Genomic DNA, 26406 nt, shown 5'->3' with positions numbered 1-26406 from the left:
TGCGAGTATGCCCCATTCTAACAAACTGGCAACAACTCGCACTCGTGAATCACGATAATCGCGCAGGGAAAAGGCGAGGTGATGGCTGGAAAGATGACGGATTAACCCATAGATGGCGGATCGAATCGGTAGCCGAATTTGCGGATGGCCTTGATCTCCGCGTCCCAGCCCATCTTTTTCCGTAAACGCGCAACGGCTATATCGACAGCCTTCGACTTCGAAGGGTAATAACCGTGCCATACGCGCTCATAAATATCTTCTCGGCTAAAAGCGCGATGGGGATTCCTCACGAACAGCATGAGCAGATCGTACTCTTTGGGGGAAAGAACCACTTCGCATCCGGCTATGCGCACCTGCCGCGCCGTCGTATCGATCTCCGTCGTGCCCATGCGCAGCGTCTCGCGGAGCGCGCCGCGTTCGAGAAACTTATTGGCGCACGACAGCAGCTCCCGAACCGAAAAAGGCTTGATGATGCAGGCGCTTGCCCCGATTTCCATGCAGTGCAGGCACTCTTTCTCTTGAGAGGCGTCAAGCACCATGATCGTAGGGATATCGAGCGTGCGAATGTACTCGAGTAATTGAATACTGTCGATGCCCGTCAGACCAAGGCCCAGAACGGCAAGATCGAAATCCGCTTCTACAATGGCGTCAACGGCATCAAGCCCGTCACACACCGTGACGCAATAATGGCCCTCGCGCTCGAAGGCGGCTTTCACGACATCAGCCACGCATTGCTCGCCTTCAACAATAACGATGTTCGCCACGACTATCTGCCCCCTCTCCCGTTCGAAGGGGCGGCCGCAAGGACGGTCGGCGCGGTCGGCGCGGTCGCAACAGAGGGGTCAGCGCCCCTTGCGGCGCCTATTGTTTTCTGGGAGCCCCCCCCCCCGAGCTGTTTTTTGCCCTGAGGATTAAAAGGGCAGCTGCAGCCGGCCGCACCAGCAGCAGTTCTCTTTAATTCCCTCGGAAAACCCATCGGTTCACCTTTCTCATGCTTTACGGTGCGCAAAGCGAAGCGACTCGCCTCGCGCATCGCCGGATCCGCACCATCCGAAGCGAATCCCGTATCGCCCTTTTGCGATGTTACGATTTTACGCGAATCATACGATGCCCGACGGCTGCTTGGCGTCACCCTGCCCTACTTTCCTGCTAAACACGAGAGCTTGTCCTCTCGTAGCTCCATCCGATGATCCTTCCCGCTATTTGGCGTGTCGACCCCTCGCAAGACGGCGCATGCGCCCGAAGGCTACTACCGAAATGCCCGCCCCAAGTGCTGTTGCCACCAAAAGGACGACCACCCACCAACCCTGCGGATCGCCCGTCTGCGGAAGATGGATTAGCGTTTGGAACCAACTGGAACCGCCTCTGCCATTGGCCGCACTCGCGCCATCCGTCGCGGGGAGAATAGCCTGCTTCTCGCGATCGTAACCGCAAACCGAGCACACCTCGTGACGACGCCCATCATCGGCCATCACCTCGCGGAACTCATGAGCCCCCGCAGCCGCCTTGACGTTGCAGACAGTGCACTCGCGCCAGTGCCCCGCCGCATCGGCCTTCCAACCGCCGAACACGTGCCCCACCGACGGGATGGGCGTCGCATATCTCGTTGCGCCGCAATGCTTGCAATGATTCGATTTCAGACCGTCCTCAACGCAGGTAACGGGCTTGTCTACCGTGAAATTCGCCTCCCACTCGTGGGGAAGAACATCGAGCGGCCGTCTTTCAACGGCGTCACACGTAGTGCAGGTGCGCTTTTCGGTTCCTTGCTGAACGCAGGTCGAAGGAGTTTCGACAGCCCAGTCGCCCCAAACATGCTCCTGATACCCCCATGCCGCGTACACCGTTACATCGGCATCGACAAGCTCCACGCTATTAACATAGGCGTGGGAGGCCGCTCCATCGCGAGCCATGCCCTCATCGGCAGAGGTGGGCGCCGCCTCATGATCGAAGATGCCGTCGACACGACTGAGCGTCCAGCCGAGGAACACCACTTCCTTGCCGTTCAGGCCGCTGTGAGTGGGCCGAGCACTGCCGAGAGATACCGTGTCGCCGGCAAGATGAAGCCCCTCATCAACGGGAAGCCCCTTAACTGTACCATTTTCCTGAGCGTTTCCGTCGTAGATGATCTTGTATGACGTTTCGGAGAAATCAGGTACTCCGCTATTGTTGCGGTCCTGTGCCCATACGGCATAGAGAGTAAGGTCTTCCGTTCCCATGATAATTTTGCCCGAGACCAGCGCCTTCTTTGCTTCATCTCGCTGCTCCGCTGTAAAGGCATCTTCGTGCTTAGCCCGACTCCAACCTGCGAAGATTTCTGTGATGCCGTCGGGATTTCTGGGCTGCCGGCTGAAGCCCGTATCCGACGTCAACGGAACCGGCGTGCCCTTCCTGATGTCGGTCTGGCCTGCCGGGGCAGAGCCAACGCCGCCATTCAAATCGTAGGAAAGCGAGTAGGTCTCCAATACGTCGGCGACATTGTTCCTGTTGTCGTCATAGCCCCAAGCGGCATAGACGGTTTTATCGGCATCGTCGAACGCAACGCTCGTTACCAAGGTCGGCTCGTCATCGCTGCGGCTCAGGATCTTGGCGGGCCGCTCCGTCCAACCAAGGAAAGCGATGCTCTTGCCGTCGGCAGAGTGATAGATTGGCGTAGCGGTGCTGAGCGTGACGGTTTCACTCGTCAGATGGATTTCGCTATCGCTGGGCAAGCCTTCGATCGACCCTCCCGACTGCGCGTTGCCGTCATAATTGATCTTGTACTGCGGCTCTTGATAGTCCGCCACGTGGTTGCCGTTGCGGTCGGCAGCCCAAACGGCATACAACGTTCTGTCCGCCGTATCGAAAATGACGCTCGTGCCTGTGATGAGAGCCTGCTTGAGCTCCTCCTTCTGGGCCGCCGTGAAGGCATCCTCGTGTTCCGTGGCGCTCCATCCGACGAAAAGCTCATTGGCGTTGCGACGGAAACCTGCCTCCGTGGTCAGCTTGACTTCACTGCCTTTCGCGATATTGCTCACTTGCGCTGGAGGCGTTCCGCTGCCTCCGTTAAGATCGTAGATGAGAGAGTACGTTTCCAGCGCATCGGCCACGCCATCGTCGTCTTCGTCATAGCCCCAGGCAGCGTAGACTGTCTTGTCAGCAGCTCCAAAGGTGACTTCGGTAACCGTAGCCGGCGCCTCATCGGCACGGCCGAAAATTGAATTCGTTTGCGTTTCGGTCCAACCGATGAAAACCACTTTCTTGCCATCTACATCGCTATGCGTGGGCTTGGCGTCGCTCAAGGTCACCTTGTCGGAGGGGATGTGCGCTCCGCTGATCGTGGGCATCGCGCCAACCGTGTCACCGTCTCTAGCGTTGGCTTCATAGGTCAGCTGATATTCTTCTGTGTAGTCAGCTACTTTGTTCCCGTTGCGATCGGCGGCCCAGACGGCGTAGACGTTGGTATTGCCATCTGCATCGGCGTACTTGCTCGTATCTTTAGCGTCATCCGCAGAAACGTCGGCGCCTGGCTTTGACAGCATCGTCACCTCTGTCACGATGCTGTCTTTCAAGTCATCGTGATCCGCCTTGGTTTTTATCACACGGTCAAGGATCGGCGTAGTGCTCCAGCCGACAAAGATGTTGGTACCGTAAGTAAAGGTATGGTTTTTTACCTCAGCGGCAGCACTCGATGCGTCGTCATCATGCCCCAGGCTTTTACCGGAAACCGCACCGTTGGTGGAGAGCTGTTCCTTTGCCCCTATCACATGATGGTGGGGACAGATGATGTCGGTATAGTCACCATTGTTGCCGTGATAACGGACATGGACGGCATCGTCGTTGTAATCCGGATTGCTGTTACCATTGGCATCCATCGCATAGACGGCATAAAGGTGGACGTCATGATCGGGCATGTCATGCTGATCCGTAGAGATGATCTTGCCGATGGTTTCTTGAGTCGCATCCTCCTGAAGAACGTCCGCGATTTTCTCCAGGCTCCAGCCGACAAAGATCGTCTTCTCTCCCTTGTTCAGACTGCTGGTGCCCGTATAATTTGGCGAAACCTTCTCGCCTTCAACATGCTGCGTGGTTTCCGGAGCACCCGCTCCGGTTCCGCCGTTCAAGTCATAGGTCACCGAGTAGAGCTTCTTCACCTCGGCAGCAAAGGTCTTGTCATCCGCATTGATTACCTGCTCCTTCAACTGGTCAGTGGTATACGTGGTGGCTTCGTCTGTCCAGTTCCCCGTGAATCTCCAGCCACTCGAGGCCGTAACCGTCGGAATGCCCTCCTTCAGCGCATCGTTGTGCCACACCTTGGTTGAAGAGGCGCTCAGCGTTGCGTTTTCTGCACTAAAGGAAACAGTATGGGGTTGCTGAAGACCAATCGCCAGATCGGCGGTGCCTTTGCCTGTTCCTTTTTCAAGCGTCACCGTGGCCGTAGCGGTCGTCTCGTCATCACCCAGACCAAACGCCCCTCCACTTTCTGGTAGAGAAAACTTCAGCGGATTATCGCCGTTGGCATCGCTGCTGCCGGGGTTGGCAACAATCACATGGTAGGTATCTGCCCGCCGGCCCGTGAATTTAAACACACCCGTTTCGGTAATTGTCTCGTGGCTTTCGGTGTCGTCGGCGCCAACTCCATTCTGATGAGGTGCACTTACTTTAATCTTACCGGTATAGAGATCATCCGCGTCTTCCGTATAGACGCCATCGAAGTCTTTATCAATAAAGACCTTCCCTTCAATAACGCCCGTCTGGAACTCAACTTGAATGCGTGACAAGGGGTTGTGCCCCTGATTGAGCGTGCTGCCCACGGAATAGGGAGACACGCCGCAAGGCCCAAAGTTGACCACGCTGCCCACAAGATCGGCGCTGCTGTCAAACTTTGGACTCAGACGCAGGTTAACTTTTAGATCCGCATCCTCCGGAATGCTTTCGGTATCACTCGTAGCCGCGATGCGAATCATTTTCACATCGCCCCAATTGGTAATTTTTTCTGCCGTAACATAGTTATCATTCGTAACAGTACTATAGTGAAAAGAATCTCCAGGGGCTGCGCTTGCATCAACCTTGGTGCTGTACGTTACCTGAATATGATTGCGGACTGCAGATGCACCGCTGAGCGTCGGTTCTCCCGTCAGCATCATGTCAAAGTCAAATGCCTTATCTTGCATATGACTATCCCAGAAATCCCCCTCTTTGGGCACCGGAATAAAGTAATAAAAGGCCTGCGCGTCGTCCTTGGAAAAAACTCGTCCAGTTTCATTCTTGAGGGTAAAAAGCATGTCCACAACATGATCCGCATCTTTGAGATAGACCTTGTCGCCCTTTTCCTCGAAGTTTGAGTAGTCGCCTGCGTCATAGTCTGGCTCCGTGTTTGACTTGTCCAGCATTCTTGCGCCGAAGGTGAAGGTCAAGCCCAGCCGGGCCGCCACCACCGAGAGCTTCGCGCCCTTTGCGTTGACGTTGAAGGTGCTGTACCGCACCCTATCATCCATAACCTGATATTGGGCCAGGGTGCCGTTGTTGGATGTGGAGGTCAGGGATGCGCTCTTGAACCGTACGCAGTCCCGCATATCCAAGGTCATGGCATCGGCGTCCTTGGCGATCTCCATATCAAAGGAAATCCCGATCTGGTACTGCCCCAGCCCGTCGGTGAACCAGCCAACCTTTGCGGGGTTATCCGCGTCCATAAAGGTGATCTTGTACAGCTTATAGCCGGTTTCGGCAGCAGATGTTACCTCCACAAAGCTGTATGAGTCTTTGGCAATCTCGGTCCTTTGGGGACTCGTTACCGTCTCCGTAACCGCGTCGAGGAGGAAAACCTTATCCGCCATTCTTCCAACCTCTTGGTATAGCTTGAGGTTTTTGACCGTGATCTTTTCCGGCAGACGGATATAGATTTCCTGATCCGTTGTAATATTGTTGGAAGAATAAGGATAAGCGGACGAGCTGAGCAGACCGTTGAAGGTAATGGTCTCTCCCGCTGTTGCGGAGGTCTTGCTCAGGATCGGCACCCGCTCCAAGGAATTCTCCTCGTACGCCTGCTCCATGGCCAAGGGGATCTCGCCCCTTGTGTTTGTGACCTTTACGGTATAGTTGCCCGATTTGGCCGTGCTATCACCTGAACCGGTATCGTACATTTTCATGGAAGCAAAGTTGGAATACGTAGCCTCGTCTGCGGTCAGCAGCTTGCCGAAGGTGGTAGCATATCCCGACGTGGGATCCTGATCACGGGAGGACACATAGCCCACGTAGTCCTTCTCATAGCTGCCTACGTTGGCCTTGATCTTGGTGAAATACTCGCCCTTGCCAAGTCCTGCCATCTGGGTGGTAAAGGCGACAAAGCCGCCGCTGCTGATGAGGGTGCCGTTGTACTTTTGTTCGGTTGGGTTCGTTGTCGTCGTGTACCAGACTTCCACAACATTGCCCGTGGTTGCAGGAATCTTCTGGGCGGTGACGCCGATTTTATCATTGTTTCCATAGGTGAATTCCACCGTCTTATTGGCGCTCACGGCGCCGCCCTGGTTGACCACATGGAACTGTCCCAGATAATAGATAATATTGGAATCGCTTGCGTAATTATTATAGATTGGCTGATTGTTGGCTTTTCCATTCACGCTCATGCTCTCTCCTGCTTGAGCAGTGAAGCTGAGCGTAGTGCAGTCGCCATTATAGAGATACCACGTACTGTCATCCTGCCAGGTGATCGTTCCGCCCACTGCGGAGGCATCGCCAGTAGTGGGCGTCTTCCCCTCGTAGCATCCGGGGGCTGTCTTACCGGTGTTGAGAATCGAATCGCTGCCCCACCTGACGGCATTTGTAGTTGTGATGTCACAATCGGACGTCCACTTAAAATAGGGGGTAAAGTAATCCTGCGCATACTCCAGGTACAAGTTTTCCCAGGTCAGTTTAACAGTGTGATTGGCATCGTCTACCGTCTTTGTGAAGTTAAAGCCGTCCTTATAGCTATCGTCACCACCCTTGTGGTTTTCCGGATCCAGCAGGTTGAGCCTGATAGACTCTCCCGCAGGATCCCAGGTGATATGATCGAGTTTCGCATAAATATTGTTGCCATTTTCTGTGTAGTATGGCAAGGCAATGGTGAGCTCCAGCTTCTTAAAGAACTGGGGCATATCGATGTAGTCCTTGTCCGGGTTTATCCAGATTTGCCGCAGGGCAAAGGGCTGATTCGCCGCCGTGGGTACACCAGTCTTCACGCCAATCCGGGACAGTCTGGGGCCGGTCTGGATCGCTCTGTTGTCACTAGGCGTATCATTGTATTTGCCCGTAATCTTTGGAGTGGCAGAGATTGTCTGATATGTTCGATCGCCTGTGTAGACTTCGATTTTGAGCGAATCCTTAAGCTCCTGCTCCTTTGTTCTGTTCCAGAGAACGGTGTCCGGGGCCAGAACGATATTAAAGCTGTTCTTTTCCGCCGTATTTTTGAGAGAATAGGTGATGGTGCCATTTGTGGGGTGGTAGCCGCCGTAGTTGTTCACACTGTGCAGCTGGTCAATGCTTTCAGGCGTTACGCTCTCCGCCATGTCACCCCGCTCGGGGATGGGGTACTCCACCACGGTCAGCCCGTCGGGCACGGTGATCTCCACCTTTTTATTCGCCAGATTCAACTCGCTTTCCACCTCAATGTGCAGGGTGAATTGCTTGTTGAAGTCGACGGAGAAGGAGCTATCATTTGCCAAATTTTGATCGAGTACACCTTCTACCTTAATCAGGGCAGTCGTAATTCGCATTCCCTCAACCGCTCTCTGACCTCCAGATCGGGCGGCTAGGAGATTGGCACCCCGGCTCGCAATCTCCTTCAGGGCGGCATCGCTCCCACCTTCGGCAGCCACCTGCCAGAGCGCGTCGTCCTCAGCAGGAACAAGGCTGGAAGGCGCGGCGCTCAACGAGGCGGTATCCTGCAGGACGTCCACCACATCGAACCCGTCCGAACCCCCAGTAGCCGCAAGGGCGCTCGACACACCGCAAACACCCGCCAGCAACAAGCCCGCCGCCAGGGCCACCGTCCGATTCCTCAGCTGCTCTTTGCGCCTTTGGCGGCGCTTTTCCATCAAGCTTTCCTTGCCATGATATTCGAAACGAGAAACCATAAGACCGTTCCTTCTCGCACGTATTTCGCTCTCTCAAAAACCCTTCGATTTTATCAAGAACAGATTCGGCATAAGTGGAGGTTAAGCCTGATAAAACACTCATATTGGTTTCAAAACGGACACAAAAATGAATCCCTTTTCCAGGGGCTCGAAAGCCGTCTCATGCCGCGGCCTCTTTCTTGACAAAAAAACTTCCAACGGATAGGCTCGGCCCCAGGTTTGCTACATTGTCTTCCACGAGCAAATTGCAGAGCCCGAGACCAAACCCGCAGGAAGCATATCCAGCGGGCCAGAAAATGCCCGTCTAACAAAAACGGATACTTGGGCTTTTCTCGACCAAAAGACATGGTTTGCTTATTTCAAGGGAGGGGATCGTGCAAATCAATCTGAAGGCCCATAGGGTCAACCGGAAACAGGCAGCGCAGATAGCCCTACTCGATGCCATCATCTGGCTCTGGCTGCATCAAATTAATTACGACAGCCTTTTCACCGTATCCTTTATCGACTCTGTTGCAACGCCCGCCATACCAGGCCCACTCATCGGCATCGCCTTGGTCATAGGCATAGGCCGGGCGCGATGGGATCGCATCCCCAAAGCCATTCGCATCGGCGGCGCCCTTGCGGCCACGTTCACGACCCTCGGCTTGGCCCTAGAGCCCCACATGCCCATCTCCAGTGCCACACTGCATGCGACGCTCATTCTTTCCTTGACCGTGGCTTGCACTTTCGCCGCATTGCTTCGACTGGAGACCTTGGCGAAATGCGATGACTTTTCCACGCTATCGGTGGCGCTGTCCGGCTCGCTGCTGCTTTTCTACCTGTTAAACCTGGGGCTCTTGCTCGTGCCGCGAGCCGTATACGACGCTTGCATCATAGCCGCACCCCTCGTCATGCTCGCAGGCGCAAACAACCCCGCACCAAGTTCCACACGCCTGGGGCCTCTGCCCAAGAAGGTACGCCTGTCCTCGCCTATCGTCGTACCGTGCCTCGTCGGTCTCGCAACCGGTTTGGTGGTGGCACTCGGCACGGTATCCATGGCCACCTCCCCCTCGGAGCTGTTCACTCGCCCCGCACCGCTGTTCCTCATCTCGCAGCTGCTCTTCCTGCTGCTCGGCATTATCACGGCGTTCGGCCTCGATTTGCGGAAGGCCACCTACTTCGCCCTCATTAACCTATGCTGGGGCCTCGGCATTGCGATCGGGCTGATCGGCCGTGAGCATTTCATCCCGCTGCCAGACCCTATTCTCGTTGATCTGTCTTCCTTCGTGTGCCTTCTCACCCTTGTGGGGTTCTTCGCCTTCTCGGGGATATGGGTGAACACTCTGGGACGCGCGGCAAGCATGAGTCGCGAATCGGCCGTAGAGGACGTAGCTCGAAAGGCAGGCCTCACCAAAAGGGAGACCGAAGTGGCGTCCCTTCTCCTAGAGGGACGAAGCCTGCGCATTGTGCAGCAAGAGCTGTTCATCTCGGAGGGCACGGCCCGCACCCACGCGAAGCGCATCTACGCGAAACTCGGCATCCACTCCAAACAGGAGCTTATCGACTACTTCAAGCAGAACCTCCCTCATTAGCAAAAGGAATGCTCCCCATTAAAGCGCCTTCCTTCCGTTGATAAAGGAGGCGGCTTCGCCGAAGCGAAGCCGCCAAAGGGAAGGGTATGGGCTGGCAGCGTAGGGAGGGATCCGCTGCCAGCAGAAGTTGGCTTAAGCCTTGGCGGCCAGGACGTGGTTCACGGCCACCCAGCTCATGACGGCGCCCGAACCCAGGCTGATGCCGCCGTGCACGTACGTTCCACCCGATACGCCGGAGGAGCAGTTGCCCACGGCGTACAGGTGCTCGATGGGCTCGCCGTTCACGTTCACGACCTGAGCGTTCTCGTTAATGGTGAGACCGCCGGCGGTGCCGCAGGTGCCGGGCACATACACGGCGCCGTAGAACGGGCCCGTGGCCAGCGGCGCGAGCACCGGGTTCGCCAGATCGGTTCGGCTACCGGCCATAACGCCGGTGGTGTTGATGTCCAGGTGCTTCTCGCCGCGATGGTACACCGGGTCAACGCCCTTGGCAGCGTTCTCGTTGAAGGTCGCAATCTCGGCAGCGAGGCCAGCCGCGTCGATACCCAGCTTCTCGGCGAGCTCTTCCAGAGTGTCGGCCTTCACGAAATGCGCCGGCACCTCCGACGGGTCGGAAGCTTCTCCGCCGTAGGTCTCGTTGAAGTAGCTGTCCTCGCCATCGCCCACGGCGCCTACCGTGTGGCCGGGAAGCGAGTAGGTAGCCCAGCAGGCAGCATCGCAAATGAAGTAGGCGGGGATGTTCACATGGCCCGGCTCGCCCGTGTCATAGTAGGCGAACGCCTGGTTGAACAGGTCGTAGGGACATCTGATCCCACATCTGAGCAGCCGAGAGCGAACCGCTGGCGTCGGCGGCGCCGAGGCTGCCGCGACCCATGGGAATCCAGCCATCCATGGGCTCGTAGTAATCGCCGAATAGCGGCGAGGCTGCGAACTTCCAGCCCATCTCCTCAGAAATCCAGTCGATGAAGGTGCTGCCGTTATCGATGAACGAGTTGAGCACAGCCTGATCGACGCGACCGTCGGTGGCGTTGGTGAAGTACTTGACCACCTCTTCCTTGCTGTCGGTGATGCCGGCGTCGGTGGCGGCGTAGGTCAGCGGCACAGCCAGGCCGCCGCCCGAGGTAGCGGCAGTGCCGCCCCACATGGTTCCCTTCTCGACAAGGCACACCGATTCGGCGCCCTTGGCCGCGGCGACCAGAGCCGCGAACGCACCGGTGCCCGAGCCGATGACGAGCACGTCTACTTCCTTATCCCAAGCAACATCGGCGCCGGCGCTCGCCTTCGCGCTCGCGCCCTTTTCCGCGCCCGTCGAGGGGGCACAACCCGTCAGTGCAGCAGCACCTCCCAGCGCCAGACCAGAGAGAGCAGCCGTCTTCAAGAAGTCGCGACGACCCATTCCCTTGATTTCTCCCATTACTTCCTCCTTTCGGCGAACCAGCGTCCCTGCCGGTTCGGTTACCCCTGCATCGTAAGGACATTGGCGCCTCGCCGTCAGTCTCACGAAAGCGGCGATATGTCCTAAAGCGCTCATCCGAAAGGTATGATTTTAGGGAAAAATGGCCGATCAGAACCAGAAAAGGAGAAACGCGACGACAGCCTATCCCATCACTCGCTACTCTGACGCCAGCTTGTAGCCAACGCGCCAAACGGTGAGCAGGTAGCGGGGCTCACTCGGATTGTCCTCTATCTTCTCGCGGATCTTGCGCATGAAGACCGTAATGGAGTTCTCATCCACCTCCGCCGTCACGCCCCACAGATGCTCGTAGATGCGGCGTCGCGTGAACACCTCTCCGGGGCTTTCGGCCAAAAGCGCAAGTATTTCGAATTCCTTAGCCGTCAGAGGAACTGTCTCGCCGTGCAAATGCACTTCGTAGCGATCGAAGAACACTTCCAGATCTCCTATGCGGCACGGTTCGCGGCGCGCCAGCTCGCTGGCATCGGTTGAATTTTTGCGCGCATGTTCGATGTCGCCGCGGTGACGCCGCACGTGAGCGTCGATGCGCAGCAGCAGCTCATCGGCGATGAAGGGCTTGGTCACGTAGTCATCGGCACCGGCCTTGAAACCCGTGCTTTTGTCTACGATGTCGTTTTTCGCCGTGAGAAAGATAACGGGAATACGACGTCCTTCCTCGCGCATTTGCTGGCAGACATCGAAGCCATTCATGCCGGGCATCATCACGTCGAGAAGCAACAGATCGGGGTGCTCATCATCCAACAGCCGAAGCCCCTCTCGCCCGCCAAGAGCCCCGCAGAACTCGTAGCCCGCTTCTTCTACGACGGCTCGAAGACTTTCGTGAATGCCCGGATCGTCGTCGATAAGCATCACTTTGATGGGTCGATTCATGATTGTTCCCCCTTCGGAAGGTCTTCGCCACTAGGCCCGCTATCAGATTTCTCGTCCTTCTCTGCCGTTTCTCGCGAAACCGGGCCAGACACAGGGATGCGCACGACAAAGGAAGCTCCCTGGCCCAGCTCGCTTTCCACGCTCACAGAGCCCCCGTGCATCTCGGCGTACTCGCGCACGATGGCGAGTCCCAATCCCGTACCGTTGTAGCGCCGGGTGGATGAGGAATCCACCTGCACGAACTTCTCGAAGATACGTTCCTGATCTGCGGCATCTATGCCGATGCCGCTATCAGCCACCGTAAGCCATACCTCATCGACAGCGTCTTTTGAGCTGGCAGGGTGGAAAGCGGCCCTAAGATGCACGGCACCCCCGTCAGGCGTAAATTTCACCGCGTTGCCGCACAAATTCTGTAGCACGTGGACGAGCTTGTCGAAATCGCCCTGCACGAGCGGCACATCCGGAGCCACCTCGCTCGTGAACTCCAAATGCTCCTTAGCCGCCAGGGCCCCTACCGTGGCGCGCACGATGCCCACCACATCGCCGACGTCCACCACTTCCAGACTCAGCTTCACGCGACCGGCATCAAGACGACTCATCTCCAAGATGTCGTTGATCATCAGCATGAGCGCCTGGGAGTTAGCTTCGATGCCCGCCAAGGCCTTAGCCTCGTTCTCGTCGGCTCCTGCACGATGCTTGCTCAGCAGATCGGCAAAGGCCACGATGGAAGTGAGCGGCGTGCGCAGCTCATGGCTCACCATAGAGAGGAAGTCGCTCTTGTACTGGTTCTCATCCACCAGCTGAGCGTTGACCACTTCCAGCTGGCGACGCTGCTGCTCGAGCACCTCGTTAGCCTGCTGCAGCTGCGCCGTCCGATCGGCCACCTCGTCTTCAAGTCCTGCGTAAACATCAGCAAGTTCGTGTGCCATGTCGTTGAAGGCCGTCGTGAGCGAACTCATCTCCTGGGACGATTCGCTATAGCTGAGACGCACGTCAAGATTGCCCTCGGACACTTCGTCCACGCCGGAACGAATTTTGCCCAAAGGCCGCGTGACCAAATAGGTCAGCGCCACATACACCACGACCAAGCACACCGCCAGCATGACGGCGAAGAACAGCACATCTTGAGCGACGGACTCCCGCTCGTTGGCCTGATACACGTCAAGTGGCATGATGATGCTGATGGCACCGCCTACGTCCCCCATTTTCCACCCCTCTTTGGGAGTGCCGGTCACGTCCAGCTCCCCAGCCGGTTCGCCATGGCACTGCAGGCAGGCCTCATCTATGGTCATGGGAGCCACATATCGAAAGACTTGGTGTCCCTCATAGTCGGTAAAGCCGTAGTAGTCGGCACGACTTGCATCGTCGTGGAACGCGGAGAGCGCGGCCGCCTCGTAGTCGTCGGGCTCGCCCGCTTTATTGCGTGGGTTGAAATTCACGAACCGCGTCGTGTAATCGGAATGCATCGTGAAAGACTGACCGATAATGCGACCGGCAATGGCGCAGTGAAGCCCCTGGTACACGCCGTCGTCGGTGAAAGCCACCCGGGCCAGGCGGTCCTGGTTGGCCACCATGAATTCCCAGACGGCATCCATCTGCTGGGCCAAGGCGCGACCCTGCTCTCGCAGCTCGTTTTCCATCTGGGCATGCTTGTTTGCGGAAGTCCAAACCAAGTTCGCGCCGAGCGACACCGCCAGCAGCACGGCGATCAGGCAGAGAAATTTGGTTTTCAGCTTCACTTTCGCCCCCCTTCCACCTTCGACCAGTGTAGCGCGGAAAGCCGGACCGTACGACGGGAGGGAGGTCGCACGGCCCGGCTCGGCGGGAAGATGGCTACAGAACGAGCTGCTTCGGCTCGCCGGCAAGGGCCGCCTGACGGGCATCGATAACCACCGAGGGATCGGTGGTGGGCTCGGGCAGCACCGAGATCCGGTTCACCCCGTCAGGATGAGCAGCGCGCAATTCCTCGATAGGCCCGAAATCGAGCGCGCGCATGGGGCAAGCCGCCACGCAAGCCGGCTTCTCCCCAGCCGCGCGGAGATCGATGCATCCGTCGCAACGATGCACGACGTTCAACTCCTCGATGAGCACCGGGTGTCCATAGGGGCAAGCCTTCACGCAGTAGCCGCAGCCGATGCACGCTTCATCGTCATGCTGCACCGTGCCGTCTTCCTCGTTGATGTAAGTGGCGCCAGCAGGACACACTTCCACACAGGCCGGAGTATGGCAGTGGTTGCAAGCCCCGGAGTAGTGGAAAATGGCGGGAGCGGGGAATTCCCCCACTTCGAAGCTTTCCACTCGGCGAAAGAGGTAGCCTACTTCCAAGTCGTTCTTGTCCTTGCAGGCTACTTGGCACGTACGGCAGCCGATACACATCTGCTGGTTGAAATAGAAGCCCTGCGGGTTCTTGTTCTCTTTCACGTCGGCCATAGGTTACTCACCATCCTTGCAGACAATGCGAAGCGGCTGATCGGCATCGGGAGCCAAAGCCTCGCCGGTATACTTCTCAATCTTGCAGAGCGCGGAATTGTAGCCCGACACGCCCTGACCGTTGGGGGCGGGGCCCGTCAGGTAGTTGTCGGCGCCGGCTGTATCGATGCCGGTCTCCTCGTCAACGGCCACCCACGCGCCGTGGGGCAGAGCCACCACGCCGGGCATGAGACCCGCGTACACACAGGCGTTGCGCACGCACTGGCCGTAGGGACTCGAGATGAGCACCGTATCGCCGTCGGACACCCCGGCCGCATCGGCGTCGGCAGTGCTGATGAACACCGGGTTCGTCCACGCCTCGCGCAACCAGCCGATATTGTCGAACACCGAGTGAGCACGACGCAGATAGTGGGGGTTCATCACCTGCAGGGGATACTCAGCCCCGGACGCGGAGGCGTCCTCGTAGCCGTTGGTCACCTTCACATAGGTGGGAATGGGGGTCACCGTGTCCCAACCCATGGCCGAGAACGTGTCCGCAAGCGTCTGGCTGTATATCTCCAGCTTACCGGAGGGCGTTTCCAGCGGATTAGCCTCGGGGTCTTCCACGAAGTCCTTGAAAGCAATATAGCCGTAGTTGTCGTCGGGAGTGCGCTTGACCTGATACACGCCGAGCTGCTTGAGCTCCTGATAGGCCAGCTTGCCCTCCTGGGGCTCGCCTTCCACGCCCAGCTCGTCGATGTCTTCCTGGGTGATGCCCACGGCCGGCACATAGGTTTTGCCGTCCTCGTCGCACACCTCCATGGAAGCCAGCTGATTGAAATACTGCTGCTTCACATCGAAGGGGTACACATCAGCGCGCGCGATGCCCAGCTTCTCGGCTAGCTCGCAGGCAATGTCCTGGTCGGACTTTGCCTCGTACAAGGGGTCGATGATCTGCTGATAGGCCACCATCATCTCGCGGTTCGACTTATGGCCGAGCGTGCCGCCGAACAGACCGTCGAAGCGCTCCCACTCGGTGGTGAGGGGCAGGATGATGTCGGCATAGCGGGCGGCCGAGGTAAAGAACTGGGCATGGGCCACCACCATGTCCACCTTGCGATGGGCCTCGATGGCGCGGGCCATGCCCACGTTGGTCTGCAGTTTGTTGCCGCTTGAATGGTAGATGACGTGGATGTCGATATCGCGCTTCTCGGCCGGGTCGTAGTGCTTCGTGCCCGTGAAAGTATAAGTGCCATCGATGACAGCATCCCACACCTCGTTGCCATTGATGTGGTCATCCACGGGGTTCTTGATCTCGGGCAGACCGTCCTTGCCGGCCTTAATGAGAGCCGGCCCGCCATTACCCGAAGTCACATGCATGGTGGAACCCGTCATGTGGCCCGACTTGCCCATGTGGCCGCCCATGGCGCCCACGGTCATGACGAGCTGGGGCAGGTTGTCGGTGTTGTTGACGCGGGCCGAGGCAGCCGACACGAGGAAGCCCACCTTGTGATCCTTGCCCATAGCGCGGGCCAGATTGCGGATGGCCTCGGGCGAGGCACCGCAGATTTCGCTGGCCCATTCCGGCGTTTTCGGCGTGTTGTCGTAGGCGCCCTGCACGTAGTCCTTGAAGTTCGTCTGCTGTTTAGCATCGGACGGCATATGCTCGGCATCGAAGCCCACGGTGCAGCGGTTCAGGAAGTCCCAGTCAATGAGGCCCTCAGCCTCGTCGGCCTCCAGCATGGCGTAGGCCACGCCGAGCAGGAAGGCCATGTCGGTGGCCGGGCGAATGGGAATCCACTCCGCATCCAAGGTGGCCGCCGTCTCGCTGTACATGGGATCAACGACGATGAACTTCGCGCCGGCGGCCTTGGCCTGCCAGTAGTTCCACATTTGGCTGCCCGCAGCGCTCCAGGCCGGGTTCATAGCCATCATGACGATGGTCTCGCAGTTGCGCAGGTCGTAACGGTCGTTGATAGTCTGGTCCTGCATGTTGTCGTGATGGAACCCGATGACGAACGGAGTCTTCGACCAGGAGCCATAGGAGTTGGTGTCCCAGAAGTTCGTGAAGCCGCCGAAGGCGCCCATGGTGCGGGTCATCTCGGGATTCCAACCCTTCAGGAGCAGGATGGAGCGGTTGCCATACTGCTCCTTGGCGCGAGTCAGGCCCTGAGCCACCAGATCGAGCGCCTCGTCCCAGCTCACACGCTCCCACTCGTCCTTGCCGCGCAACTCGCCATTGGGAGCGTCCAAGCTCCAGCCGGCGCGCTTGAGCGGATACTTGATGCGATCCTCGGCGAACACCTGCTTGCGCTGGCTGCGGCCGCGCAGGCACCCGCGCTGCTGCGGATAGTCCGGACTGTCCTCGTGGGTGTCGTCGGTCTTCTGGCGCACGACAACGCCGTCTTGCACAAGCACCTTGTTCAGGCAGCGACCACCGCAGTTGTGCCAGCAGGCCGCCGTCTTCCACTCGCCTGACACGATATCGCGACCGACCGGATGGGCAGCTTCAGCATCTTCACCCGTAGCGGCCAAATCGCTCGTAGCCGGAGCGCAAGCAGTCAGCGAGCTAGCCGCGGCCAAAGCCGTAGCAGCCGTAGTGGCTTTGATAAAGCTGCGGCGAGTCAGATGAGCAGCGTTCCGAGTCGTCGGGTGCGAATCAACGTGGAGCGTCTCTTCATTGCGAGCCATAGGTCCTCCTCTTCTCCCTTACTCAGAAGCACGTTCTCCTCAACGTGTCTACAAGAGTACGAGAACCAGACCCCAATAGCCATTACCGCCATCCGCAATCTTTCTTTCCGAATTATTAATTGCCCCGAGGCCAAGCGTTCTTCGAGCGAGTGCAGATAATCCTCTTTGCCGTAAAAATCTCCGCTGCGGGAGATTATTTCACGAATTTTTCTCCCAAATCAGAATTACCCGTACTCCTCCCCTCCGTAGTTCTAATAGGTCTTTGCAGGGAACCCCTTGCAAACTTAGAGGAACTTAGAAGCTATCATGGAAGAAAATTCTTTCACTCCAAGCGGTAAATCCCGCTGGAAGTCCTTTAATACTCGACCAGGCTGTAGGTGTCGATGGATTGGCGCTGGTGCATGATGCGGTACACCGTATCAGTCTGCCAGCGCCCTGAGGGGCACGACGTAAATGCCCTCTTCCACTTCTCTAGCATACGAGCCAATGCCGGTTATCACACAGAGGAACTCTGGAGGACGCCCCTGCGCTCGTGGGTTTTCTGCAACTTTCTTCCGCAGCCGCCTGAGAGATTTCACCGCATCGGGAACCTTCTCTTCGCTGAGCTTGAACTCGAAGGCGGCCCATCTACCATCCAGGGTCTCTATGACAGCATCGGCCTCTAACCCCGAATCGTCCCGATAGTAGTAAACAGCCGCCGGCATCGAAGGATCCATCGCCTGGGCGTATACCTTGAGATCGCGAATGCAAAGATTCTCGAAAACAAGACCGAAGGTCTGCCCATCCGCGAGGAGGGAATCCGGCGAAAGCAATAGCAGGGCGGCGGCCAACGACGGATCGGCGAAGTAGCGCTTCGGCTTCGTCGCTAGGCGCTTTTTTGAGCGCTTTGGCGGCACCCAGCCCGGCACCTCCTCGACAAGGTAGATCGAGCGAAGAAACTCCAGATACGAGGCGAGCGTCTGCTCGGTTACGAGGGATGATGGATTGTCCTCTCCGCCGTACATATCGCTGATGATGGTCTTGTAGGTTGGAGACTGTCCCAAATTGCGGGCAATCGACAAGCACAACCGACGGGCCACCTCTCCACTCTTGCCATGTTTAGGAGCACTCTTTTCGAAAACAAGACGCAGATATTCTCTTGCAACGAGCTGACCGTTTTCAGCGGAAAGATCGAGGGCTTCGGGCCATCCCCCACGGCAGATCAACTCAGCTAGCTGACGCGTATCGTTTTCAACTTTCGCTGGCTGAAACCGGTGAGCGAATAGACCGCGGAGCGAGACAGAACGTTCAGACTCCCCAGACTCGGCCAAGCTGAAGGGATACATCCTCACAGAGCCAATCCGACCCGCACCACTATGCCTGCTCTGGCCCTCTTGGTCATCGGACGAGATCGGGGTGGACGACCCAGTCAGCAGCCACGCTCCCCTTAACCCCCGCTCGTCATCTATGGCATGACGAACTGCATTCCAAATCGCAGGCGCAAGCTGCCATTCGTCTATAACGTGGGGGCGATCGCCTATGAGCATGAGTTTTGGGTCGGCACGAGCCATGTCCAACTCTTCATCCACATAGCTGACGCTTTGCGCGTGGGCCAAAGCCGTCCACGTCTTTCCGCACCACTTCGTACCAGCCACCTCTACGGCCCCGAAGACCTCGAGATAGCGCTCTATTTGCTCGTCCACAAGACGCGGCAGATATCCATTCTTTACAAGCGTTTTCCGAGGCATGGCCCACGCAACCTTTTCTCTACGAGCGGCTTCTTTGCATCGACCCTATACTATCAAACTATTCATGGTTTTCCGAGTTTTTGATTCATGGTTTTCCGAGTTTTTGATTCATGGTTTTCCGAGTTTTTGATTCATGTTTTTCCGAGTTTGATCGGTTGAGGGTTGATTGAGATCAACTGTTTTCGAATTGTACCTTGGCAACCTATACTGATTCTGGATTGAGTGTTAATACTCAATCAGGCTGTAGGTGTCGATGGATTGGCGCTGATGCATGATGCGGTACACCGTAAGCGTAGTGGCATTGTAACGGTAGTAGATGATGTAGGGGCCCGCAAGCGTCGTGCGGTACTCGTGCTCGAGATGGTCGTCGGTAAAGTGGCCGCCGGCGTCCGGAAAGGTTCGTACGGTTTCCAAAGCCGCATCGATACCCTTTATCGCATCGAGGGCCGCCTGGGGCATTCCCCGCTCGAGGCCGAGGTAAATGGCGATGGACTCCCGATCGAGCTGCGCCCGCGGACGCCATGCAAGATCAAGCATAGTCGAGCCCCCATACCTTGAAGATTTCGGCCATGCGCGCGTCGGATTCCTCCGCTGTGAGCGCCTCCGGGCGGTAGCGCTCTTCAATTTCCGCCTCACGCAAGGCGAGGAACATGCGGTTGCGCTGAGCGGCGGCCTCATAAGCGGCGCAGTCTTCCAGCACATAGGCCGGTACGCCGTTTTTCGTGAGGATGATGGGTTCCTGGCTCTCCGTCGCCTGAGCGCACACGTCATTGAACTGCGTGCGCAAATCAGTGATAGGTCGAATAAGCGGAAGCGCTGCCACAGCGGCTGTCATAAGGCACCTACTTTCATTACCATAATTATGGTATTAATTATAGATGCTTTAATTGACAAATCAAGCAACACGTCTATGAGAACTCTTGCATGTTATTCAGCTAGAGCAAATTATCCGAGGCCCTCTGTTATCCGAAGTTGGCGACGGCGGTGTCAATGGCGGCGAGGTTCATGGCGACGAACTGGGGCTTCACGCGGGCGCGCACCGCATCTTTCAGCTCGTCGACGGTGAGCGGCACACGGCCCTGGGCCACGGCCACGGCGAGCAGCATCATGTTGAGGGACTTGCGGGAGCTCGCACCGGCCTCGCGCACGAGGGCCTCGTCGTCCACGGGGATGAACAGGGGCACCGGGTAGCCTTCCGCGCCATCGGCGCTGGCGTCCTGGTCAGCAGTCACGGTGTTCGGCGCAACGATCGTTTCGGCTGCTTGCTCGTGGGACGCCTCCGCCTGCAGGGAGTTCGCCAAAGCTGCCACAACGTCGCCGGCACGATAAGGCTGGCTCGCCAGGGCCGCCGTCACCGGCTGGATGGCCGTCGTGGCCGTCACCAGCACACCGCCCGGCGCCAGATAGGGCAGCGCGCGGGCCGCCTCGCCCGGCTCCAGAGCGATGACCATGTCGGCCGTACCCGGCGTGATGAGCGGAGAGTACACCGCCTCCCCGTTCGACCCCATGCGCACGTGGCTCGTTACATTGCCGCCGCGCTGGGCCATGCCGATAGTCTCGGCCGTACGCACCTGCCAACCCTTGCTCTGCGCCGCCTGGGCCAGCACCTTCGCGGCCAGCACCGTACCCTGGCCACCCACGCCTGCAAGCAAAATATCGATCATCGCACGCCTCCTTCCTCCGACAGCGGCAATCCCGCCAAGGGGCCAGTCGGCCCTTCGGAATGCACGATGCGTTCTGCCACTGGCACCCCTTCGACTGCCCCCAACACCTCACCAGGCGTCTCGTTCGACTCGCCTGCTATCTCCGTTTCCTGGAAGTCATTCACCTCATCAGTCAGTACACGAGGGATCGGCCCCGTTTGGAACGGATCGGGGTTCGGGGCGTAGATGGCCGGCTCTGTCGGCACCGCGCCGCCAAAACCCACGGCGCCCTGGATAGCGTCGAAGGGGCACACCTGCACGCAGAGCGCGCAGCCATCGCACAAGCTCGTATCCACAAAAGCTTGACCACGCGTGCCCGACTTCGGACCGCGCAGCCCCTCATCGAAGCCGATGCCAGGGCACCCGATGGAGGTGATGCACTTCTTGCAGCCGGTGCACTTGTCGGCATCGATCGTCACTGGAGCATCGGGCTTCTTCAGCTGAATGCACGGCGCACGGAAGATGATGGCCGAGGGCCCCTCGTAGTCGATGGCCGCGCGGGCCGCCGCCACGGAGCTTTCCAGACTGTGAGGATTCGCGAACCCGATGTGCTGGATGCCGAGGCCGTGCAGCACTTCCTCAATGACGATGGGGCGGCGGCGCTCGCCCATGAGCGTGACGCCCGTACCCGGGTGGGGCTGACTGCCCGTCATGGCCGTGGTGGCATTGTCCAGGATAGCGAAGGTGACGTCGTGGCCGTTGTACACTGCATTCGCGATACCGGTCATAGCGCTGGCGAAGAACGTGGAGTCGCCCACGAAAGCCACCTGCTTCTTGTCCGGCTCGGCCACCGCGAAACCCTGAGCCATAGTAATGCCCGCGCCCATGCACAGGCAGGTGTCCACGGCATCGAGCGGCTGGGCGTTGCCGAGCGTGTAGCAGCCGATGTCCCCGCACAGCACGGCCTCGCGACCGCGGAGCGCCTGCTTCACGGCATAGAAGCTGCCGCGGTGAGGGCAGCCCGCGCACAGCACCGGCGGCCGCACGGGTAACGGGCCCTCGTAGCTGAGATCGTTGGCGCCGATGGTGGACGCCACCAGGGCGGCGAGCCCATTGGAGCGGTGGGTGCGATCGAAGAACCGGCCCAGGCGGCCGGCGATGTTCTCCGTCATGTTCTCGCCGCGGTCGTTAGCCTCGCCAGTCAGCTTGCCGTGCACCCGCAGCGGCAGATGGCGCGCCCCGGCCAGCTTCAGCATCTCCTCTTCCAGCACGGAATCGAGTTCTTCGAAGACGATCACATCGGTCAGCCCCTCGGCAAAGGCCGCCGCCGTCTCAGTCGGGAAAGGATACGGCGTCCCCACAGCTATGAAGCGGTAGCGCGGCACGGGGATGCCGGCACGAGCGGCCTGAGACGTGATGAGCGTCAGCGCCTCGCGAGCATAGGCTGCCGATACGCCGCCAGCCACAATACCCACCGCAGGAGCAGACGCTCCAGCACCTTCGACGCCATTCTGAGCGCAAGCGCCCTCACCTTCCCCGCCCCCTTCGAACACCTCGTTGAACTGCGCGAATGCGGGGTCGTGAGTGTAGTCCCAAGCTATTTGGGCCAACCGGCGATTGATCTCACCGTGCGCCTCGAAAGCCCGTTTGGGGAAAATGACCCACTTCGGATCCTTCTGGAAACCTTCTTCAGGCAGCGGGCGACCGTGAGTTTCCTCGGCCACCTCGAAGAACGTGGAAGCATGGTTGATACGCGTCGTGGGGCGCACGATGACCGGCGTGTGGTAGCGCTCGGACAGCTCGAAGGCGGCCTGCATCATGGCAAAACCCTGCTCGGGTGTGGCCGGATCGATCACCGGCACCTTCGCGAAGGAGCCGAACCGGCGCGTGTCCTGCTCGGTTTGGGAGGAGATGGGACCCGGATCGTCGGCCACGAACAGCACGCAGCCGCCGCCCGTGCCCACGTAGTTCAGCGACATGAGCGCATCGGAAGCGACATTGAGCCCCACCTGCTTGCAGGTGAACAGCACCCGCGCGCCGCAGTAGGACGCGCCGGCCAGCATCTCGAGCGCCGCCTTCTCGTTGGTGGACCATTCCACATGCACGTCCTGGGCCGCGCCCGCCGCGTGCAGCTTCGCCACGGTTTCCACCAGCTCCGACGACGGCGTGCCCGGATAGCCCGCCACCACGTTCACACCAGCTTCCAAAGCCGCGTGGGCAAACGCCTCGTTTCCCATCAGAAGTTTCTTCGCCATATTCGTTCCGCCACTCTCGTCAACCTGTTGGAACAACCTGTCCGTTGGCGTCAGCCTAACGGACGCTCTTTCCGTCGGTATCAACTTACTACCTACCCGCCGACTCAATCTACTGGGACAATTTGCCTATCGGCTTTTCGCCAAAAATTGCGGTTGTTAGCATTTTCTGCAGACATTCGAGACGGAAGACCTCGCCTCATGTCCATTTTCTGCCCCGAAATTGAACCATTTGCCCTCATTGACGTCATTTTCGCCCCTCAGATTTCCCGCGGCTCCACTGCGGATGCTAACAAACGCAATTTTTGGGAAAAAATCGGAGACCGAATCGCCTGCAACCACGAACAAGGGCGCCTCTGCCACGCAAACCGTCGAGCAAATTGCGTGGCGCAGACCGCACCCATTACAAGACGAGAACGCCTAGGACGCCATCTCTGCCTTCAGGTCGGCCACCTTCTGCAGCATGACTTCGTCATTCGTGCCCATCATCTGCACAGCAAGGATGGCGGCGTTCTTCGCGCCGTTGATGGCCACGCAAGCCACCGGCACGCCCGAGGGCATCTGCACCATGGAAAGCAGTGAGTCCAGGCCACCCAAGTCGCTCGTCTTCATGGGCACGGCGATAACCGGCAGCGGCGTAAAGGCAGCCACGACCCCACCCAGGTGCGCCGCCTTACCCGCTGCGGCGATGATGACCTTGATGCCGCGGTCGTGAGCCGCTTCCGCCCACTCGTGCACCACGGCCGGCTTGCGGTGGGCGCTCGCCACCTTCACCTCGTAGGGCACGCCCATGGCGTCTAACTGGGCCATACACGGCTCCATGGCCGGCATGTCCGATTCCGATCCCATAATGATGCCGACTACCGGCGTTGCCTCGCTCATGTTCGCGTCCTTTCCTATACTGGCTCGCACGCCAGACCGTCTCGCTCACAGCGTCATGCTTTTTGCACCCTGCGTTGTCGCACCGTTGCGCCTTATCGCTTTGCGCTTCTCATCGCAACTATTATAGCGACACGCTCGCATAACTCGATAGGCTGGATATTCCGTTTCCAGCAAACGGCCTTCTCCTTTTCGAGAGATTTAACGGAGAATAACGGAACTTAACGGAGAATAACGGAAGCTTATAATCTCTTCGACCGCAGGGAGGAAACCCGTGAGCGACCAATCCATCTTTCGCCCCTCTTTTGGAAATCGCCCTGATCGCATAGTAGGGCGCGAAAACGTCATCGAGGATTTCGCTCGCGGCCTATCCCGCCACCCAGGAAGTCGCGAGCGAGCACGGCTCTTGATAGGCCAGCGAGGCATGGGCAAAACAGTGCTCCTGCTGGAAATGGCCGATCGCGCTCACGCCAACGAGTTCGTTACGGCGCGAACCACCTGCGGCCCTTCAATGCTAGACAACATTCTCGACCTTCTGCAGCGCAATGGAAGCCCCTTCGTGTCGGAGAAAAGGCAGCCGGTGAAAGGCTTCAGTGCTGGAGCTTTAGGATTTTCTTTCGGACTCACCTTTACTGACGAAGTGCGCGAAAGCTACGGATTCCGCGTAAAACTTGAGATGATTTGCGAACGATTGGCCGAAGCGGAAAAGGGCGTTCTGCTTCTCATTGATGAAGTGCGCCCCGAGCTGCCCGAGATGCGACTCCTCGCCACCACTTACCAAGAACTTGCCGGAGAAGGAGCCAATATCGCCGTGGTTATGGCCGGTTTGCCTGCCATTGTTTCGGAAGTTCTCGACGAGGCCACGCTCACCTTCCTGCACAGAGCAACGAAAGTCGAGCTAGGCCCTCTGTCCATACCATCGGTGCGCGCTTACTATCATTCTGCCTTCATGCGAGCGAATCGCTCGCTGGACGATGCTCTTTTAGACAGGGCCGCCGAAGCGACCCAAGGCTTTCCCTATCTTCTCCAACTTCTTGGCTATTACCTCGTGGAATACTGCCCCGAAGGAGAGCCAGTCAAGCCCGATGAGCTCGAATCCGCAATTGATGCAGCGCTCTACGACTTCGACCACGACGTCCTCGGCGCCATGCTTCGACCTCTTTCGCGCGCGGACATGACCTTTCTGGAAGCAATGTCCCAAGACGATCGCGTTTCGCGCGTCGCAGATTTGCAAGAACGGCTCGGCGTCTCCCAGGGGCATGTGCAGTCTTATCGGCGACGCCTGATAGATGCAGGCGTTATTTATTCACCTGCGCGGGGAGAGCTCGCCTTTATCGTGCCACGCCTTGGCGCCTTCATTAAAAGGGAGATGCTTTAGACACATTGCTTCTCCTTCTGCGCCTGCACGGAGAGGACGTGGTCTTTCGGGGCTGTTGCAGTTCGTTGACGGTTAGCGCGGCGAAAAAGAAAAGTACCTTACCTGCCGCACAATGAACAACAACCGCACGGCCCAAACCCCCGCTCAACCATACTTTGGAAAAGGAGGCCCCCATGAGCACGGAAACTTACCGCGACCACGTAGAGCAGCAGGAGAAGCACATCAAAAACCACATCGGCGACGAGATTCGCAAGGTCAAAGAGCGCGAAGAGCGCGAGACCCACGGGTTCCATGACGTCATCGGCGACGAAATTGCCCATGAGGAAAAGGCCGAGCGCCGCCAGCAAGACGAAACCGATGCCGCCCTCACCGAAACCGCCGACACCATCTTGCGCGGAGAATAGGCGATTCCCGAAAAAACTTCTTGCGCCCGCGCACCAAGTCGGGTATTATCAACTTCGCTCTTTTGGCAAAGCTGAAATAGCACCTGCGGGCGTGGCGGAATTGGCAGACGCGTACGGTTCAGGTCCGTATGGGGGCAACCCCATGGAGGTTCAAGTCCTCTCGCCCGCACCATTTTGAAACGAACGCCCTCTCCGGAGGGCGTTTTTGTTCCCCCAGGCGAGTTGCAGAAGGGACGTCCTGATGAAGATTAACGTCGATCAAATGCAGCTCATGAAAGCCGCTCCCAACTCGGCCTACGAAGTCATCATGCCGGAGTTTCTCTTTCACTCGAACAAATTGGAAGGCTCCACGTTCTCAGAAGAAGAGCTCGTGAAACTCGTCGAGCAGGGTCTCGTGGAAGGCTCTCACGACATCGACGATGTGCTGGAGACGAAGAACTCCGTTGATGTGTTCAACTACGTGGTGGATACTTTGGGCCGACCGGTGGACGATGAATTCCTCTGGACACTGAACGACATGCTCTTCCGCGAGACCACCGACGCCAAGGCTGGGTTCACCGGGCACTACAAGGTGATCCCGAACCGCATACGCAACTCGTCGATGCAAGTGGCACTTCCCTCGGATCTGCCGCGTGCGATGCCTGAGCTATTCGCTCAATGGGAGCGCTCCGCCAAGGATTTCGACGCCATCGTCGACTACCACGTGCGCTTCGAGCACATCCATCCCTTCCAAAACGGCAACGGCCGCATTGGCCGCTTCCTCATGATGAAGCAATGCCTCGAGAACGACGTGGACATCATCGTGGTGGACGAGGCTCTGGAGCGTCCCTACAAAAGCTGGCTGGAAGTCGCCCAAACCACGGGAGACAGTCGGTTCCTGAAAGAAATTATGGCCGACTGCCAAGAACGCTTCAGCCGCAAGATGGACGAGAAGGGCGTCACGCCCCTCATTCCCGATCCTGAAACCGCTGCACGCTTATTATAAATCGGTGCGCCTCCGAACCGGGCAGCATCGGTT

18 protein-coding genes and 1 tRNA gene are annotated in these 26406 nt (G+C 58.3%); 5 read left to right on the top strand and 14 right to left on the bottom strand.

The features are described 5' to 3' along the window. Nucleotides 1–101: 101 nt before the first annotated feature. Together ACW4LP_RS05435 and ACW4LP_RS05430 are read right to left on the bottom strand one after the other, a co-directional pair. The gene (locus ACW4LP_RS05435) at nt 102–764 is read right to left on the bottom strand and encodes a response regulator transcription factor (protein WP_114548458.1); all 663 of its coding nucleotides are present in this window, start codon (nt 762–764) and stop codon (nt 102–104) included. Nucleotides 765–1199: 435 nt separating this feature from the next. Further along, the gene (locus ACW4LP_RS05430; protein WP_455803551.1) at nt 1200–8090 is read right to left on the bottom strand and encodes a hypothetical protein; all 6891 of its coding nucleotides are present in this window, start codon (nt 8088–8090) and stop codon (nt 1200–1202) included. Between the two features lie 374 nt (nt 8091–8464). On the opposite strand from ACW4LP_RS05430, the gene ACW4LP_RS05425 reads away from it, so the two are divergent. Continuing rightward, the gene (locus tag ACW4LP_RS05425) at nt 8465–9661 is read left to right on the top strand and encodes a helix-turn-helix transcriptional regulator (RefSeq protein ID WP_114548461.1); all 1197 of its coding nucleotides are present in this window, start codon (nt 8465–8467) and stop codon (nt 9659–9661) included. A gap of 132 nt (nt 9662–9793) precedes the next feature. On the opposite strand, the gene ACW4LP_RS05420 is transcribed toward ACW4LP_RS05425, so the two are convergent. The 12 genes from ACW4LP_RS05420 to purE form a co-directional block, all read right to left on the bottom strand. Further along, nucleotides 9794–10327, bottom strand: coding sequence for an FAD-binding protein (locus ACW4LP_RS05420; protein ID WP_371130569.1), 534 nt, complete (start codon nt 10325–10327; stop codon nt 9794–9796). Nucleotides 10328–10424: 97 nt separating this feature from the next. Further along, nucleotides 10425–11075 carry an FAD-binding protein gene (locus ACW4LP_RS05415; RefSeq protein WP_198160983.1) on the bottom strand — a complete coding sequence of 217 codons (651 nt, stop codon included), beginning with the start codon at nt 11073–11075 and terminating at the stop codon, nt 10425–10427. Between the two features lie 198 nt (nt 11076–11273). Next, nucleotides 11274–12005 (bottom strand): response regulator transcription factor, encoded by a 732-nt coding sequence (locus tag ACW4LP_RS05410; RefSeq protein WP_302222697.1) that lies wholly within the window; start codon nt 12003–12005, stop codon nt 11274–11276. Beyond that, the gene (locus ACW4LP_RS05405; protein ID WP_302222696.1) at nt 12002–13744 is read right to left on the bottom strand and encodes an ATP-binding protein; all 1743 of its coding nucleotides are present in this window, start codon (nt 13742–13744) and stop codon (nt 12002–12004) included. Before ACW4LP_RS05405 ends, ACW4LP_RS05410 begins: the two co-directional genes overlap by 4 nt. 94 nt (nt 13745–13838) lie before the next feature. Continuing rightward, nucleotides 13839–14435, bottom strand: a complete 597-nt coding sequence (locus ACW4LP_RS05400) for a 4Fe-4S dicluster domain-containing protein (RefSeq protein WP_302222695.1) — start codon at nt 14433–14435, stop codon at nt 13839–13841. Nucleotides 14436–14438: 3 nt separating this feature from the next. Then, nucleotides 14439–17105, bottom strand: coding sequence for a molybdopterin-dependent oxidoreductase (locus ACW4LP_RS05395; protein ID WP_302222694.1), 2667 nt, complete (start codon nt 17103–17105; stop codon nt 14439–14441). Between the two features lie 419 nt (nt 17106–17524). After that, the gene (locus tag ACW4LP_RS05390; protein ID WP_022741614.1) at nt 17525–18832 is read right to left on the bottom strand and encodes an ATP-binding protein; all 1308 of its coding nucleotides are present in this window, start codon (nt 18830–18832) and stop codon (nt 17525–17527) included. 225 nt (nt 18833–19057) lie between these two features. Further along, the gene (locus ACW4LP_RS05385) at nt 19058–19369 is read right to left on the bottom strand and encodes a type II toxin-antitoxin system RelE/ParE family toxin (RefSeq protein WP_114538936.1); all 312 of its coding nucleotides are present in this window, start codon (nt 19367–19369) and stop codon (nt 19058–19060) included. Beyond that, nucleotides 19362–19667, bottom strand: coding sequence for a type II toxin-antitoxin system prevent-host-death family antitoxin (locus ACW4LP_RS05380; RefSeq protein WP_022741620.1), 306 nt, complete (start codon nt 19665–19667; stop codon nt 19362–19364). The genes ACW4LP_RS05385 and ACW4LP_RS05380 overlap by 8 nt, the downstream gene beginning before the upstream one ends. Nucleotides 19668–19794: 127 nt before the next feature. Next, on the bottom strand, nt 19795–20496 hold the full coding sequence (locus ACW4LP_RS05375; protein WP_114548467.1) for an indolepyruvate oxidoreductase subunit beta: 702 nt from the start codon (nt 20494–20496) through the stop codon (nt 19795–19797). Further along, a complete protein-coding gene (locus ACW4LP_RS05370) occupies nt 20493–22730 on the bottom strand; it encodes a thiamine pyrophosphate-dependent enzyme (RefSeq protein ID WP_114548468.1) in 2238 nt (745 codons plus the stop codon). The genes ACW4LP_RS05375 and ACW4LP_RS05370 overlap by 4 nt, the downstream gene beginning before the upstream one ends. Nucleotides 22731–23147: 417 nt before the next feature. Continuing rightward, on the bottom strand, nt 23148–23609 hold the full coding sequence (gene purE, locus ACW4LP_RS05365; protein ID WP_161128204.1) for a 5-(carboxyamino)imidazole ribonucleotide mutase: 462 nt from the start codon (nt 23607–23609) through the stop codon (nt 23148–23150). 271 nt (nt 23610–23880) lie between these two features. On the opposite strand from purE, the gene ACW4LP_RS05360 reads away from it, so the two are divergent. The 4 genes from ACW4LP_RS05360 (at nt 23881) to ACW4LP_RS05345 (ending at nt 26373) form a co-directional block, all read left to right on the top strand. Then, the gene (locus tag ACW4LP_RS05360) at nt 23881–24984 is read left to right on the top strand and encodes an AAA family ATPase (RefSeq protein WP_161128203.1); all 1104 of its coding nucleotides are present in this window, start codon (nt 23881–23883) and stop codon (nt 24982–24984) included. 173 nt (nt 24985–25157) lie between these two features. Then, the gene (locus ACW4LP_RS05355) at nt 25158–25388 is read left to right on the top strand and encodes a hypothetical protein (protein ID WP_161128202.1); all 231 of its coding nucleotides are present in this window, start codon (nt 25158–25160) and stop codon (nt 25386–25388) included. Nucleotides 25389–25473: 85 nt separating this feature from the next. Further along, nucleotides 25474–25560 (top strand) — tRNA-Leu (locus ACW4LP_RS05350). 69 nt (nt 25561–25629) lie between these two features. Then, a complete protein-coding gene (locus ACW4LP_RS05345; RefSeq protein ID WP_117283610.1) occupies nt 25630–26373 on the top strand; it encodes a Fic family protein in 744 nt (247 codons plus the stop codon). Nucleotides 26374–26406 lie beyond the last annotated feature (33 nt).

The organism is Adlercreutzia sp. CNCM I-6215, assembly GCF_977072315.1.
Note: the sequence above shows the minus strand (reverse complement) of the source record. Positions and strands in the feature narration are given on the sequence as shown.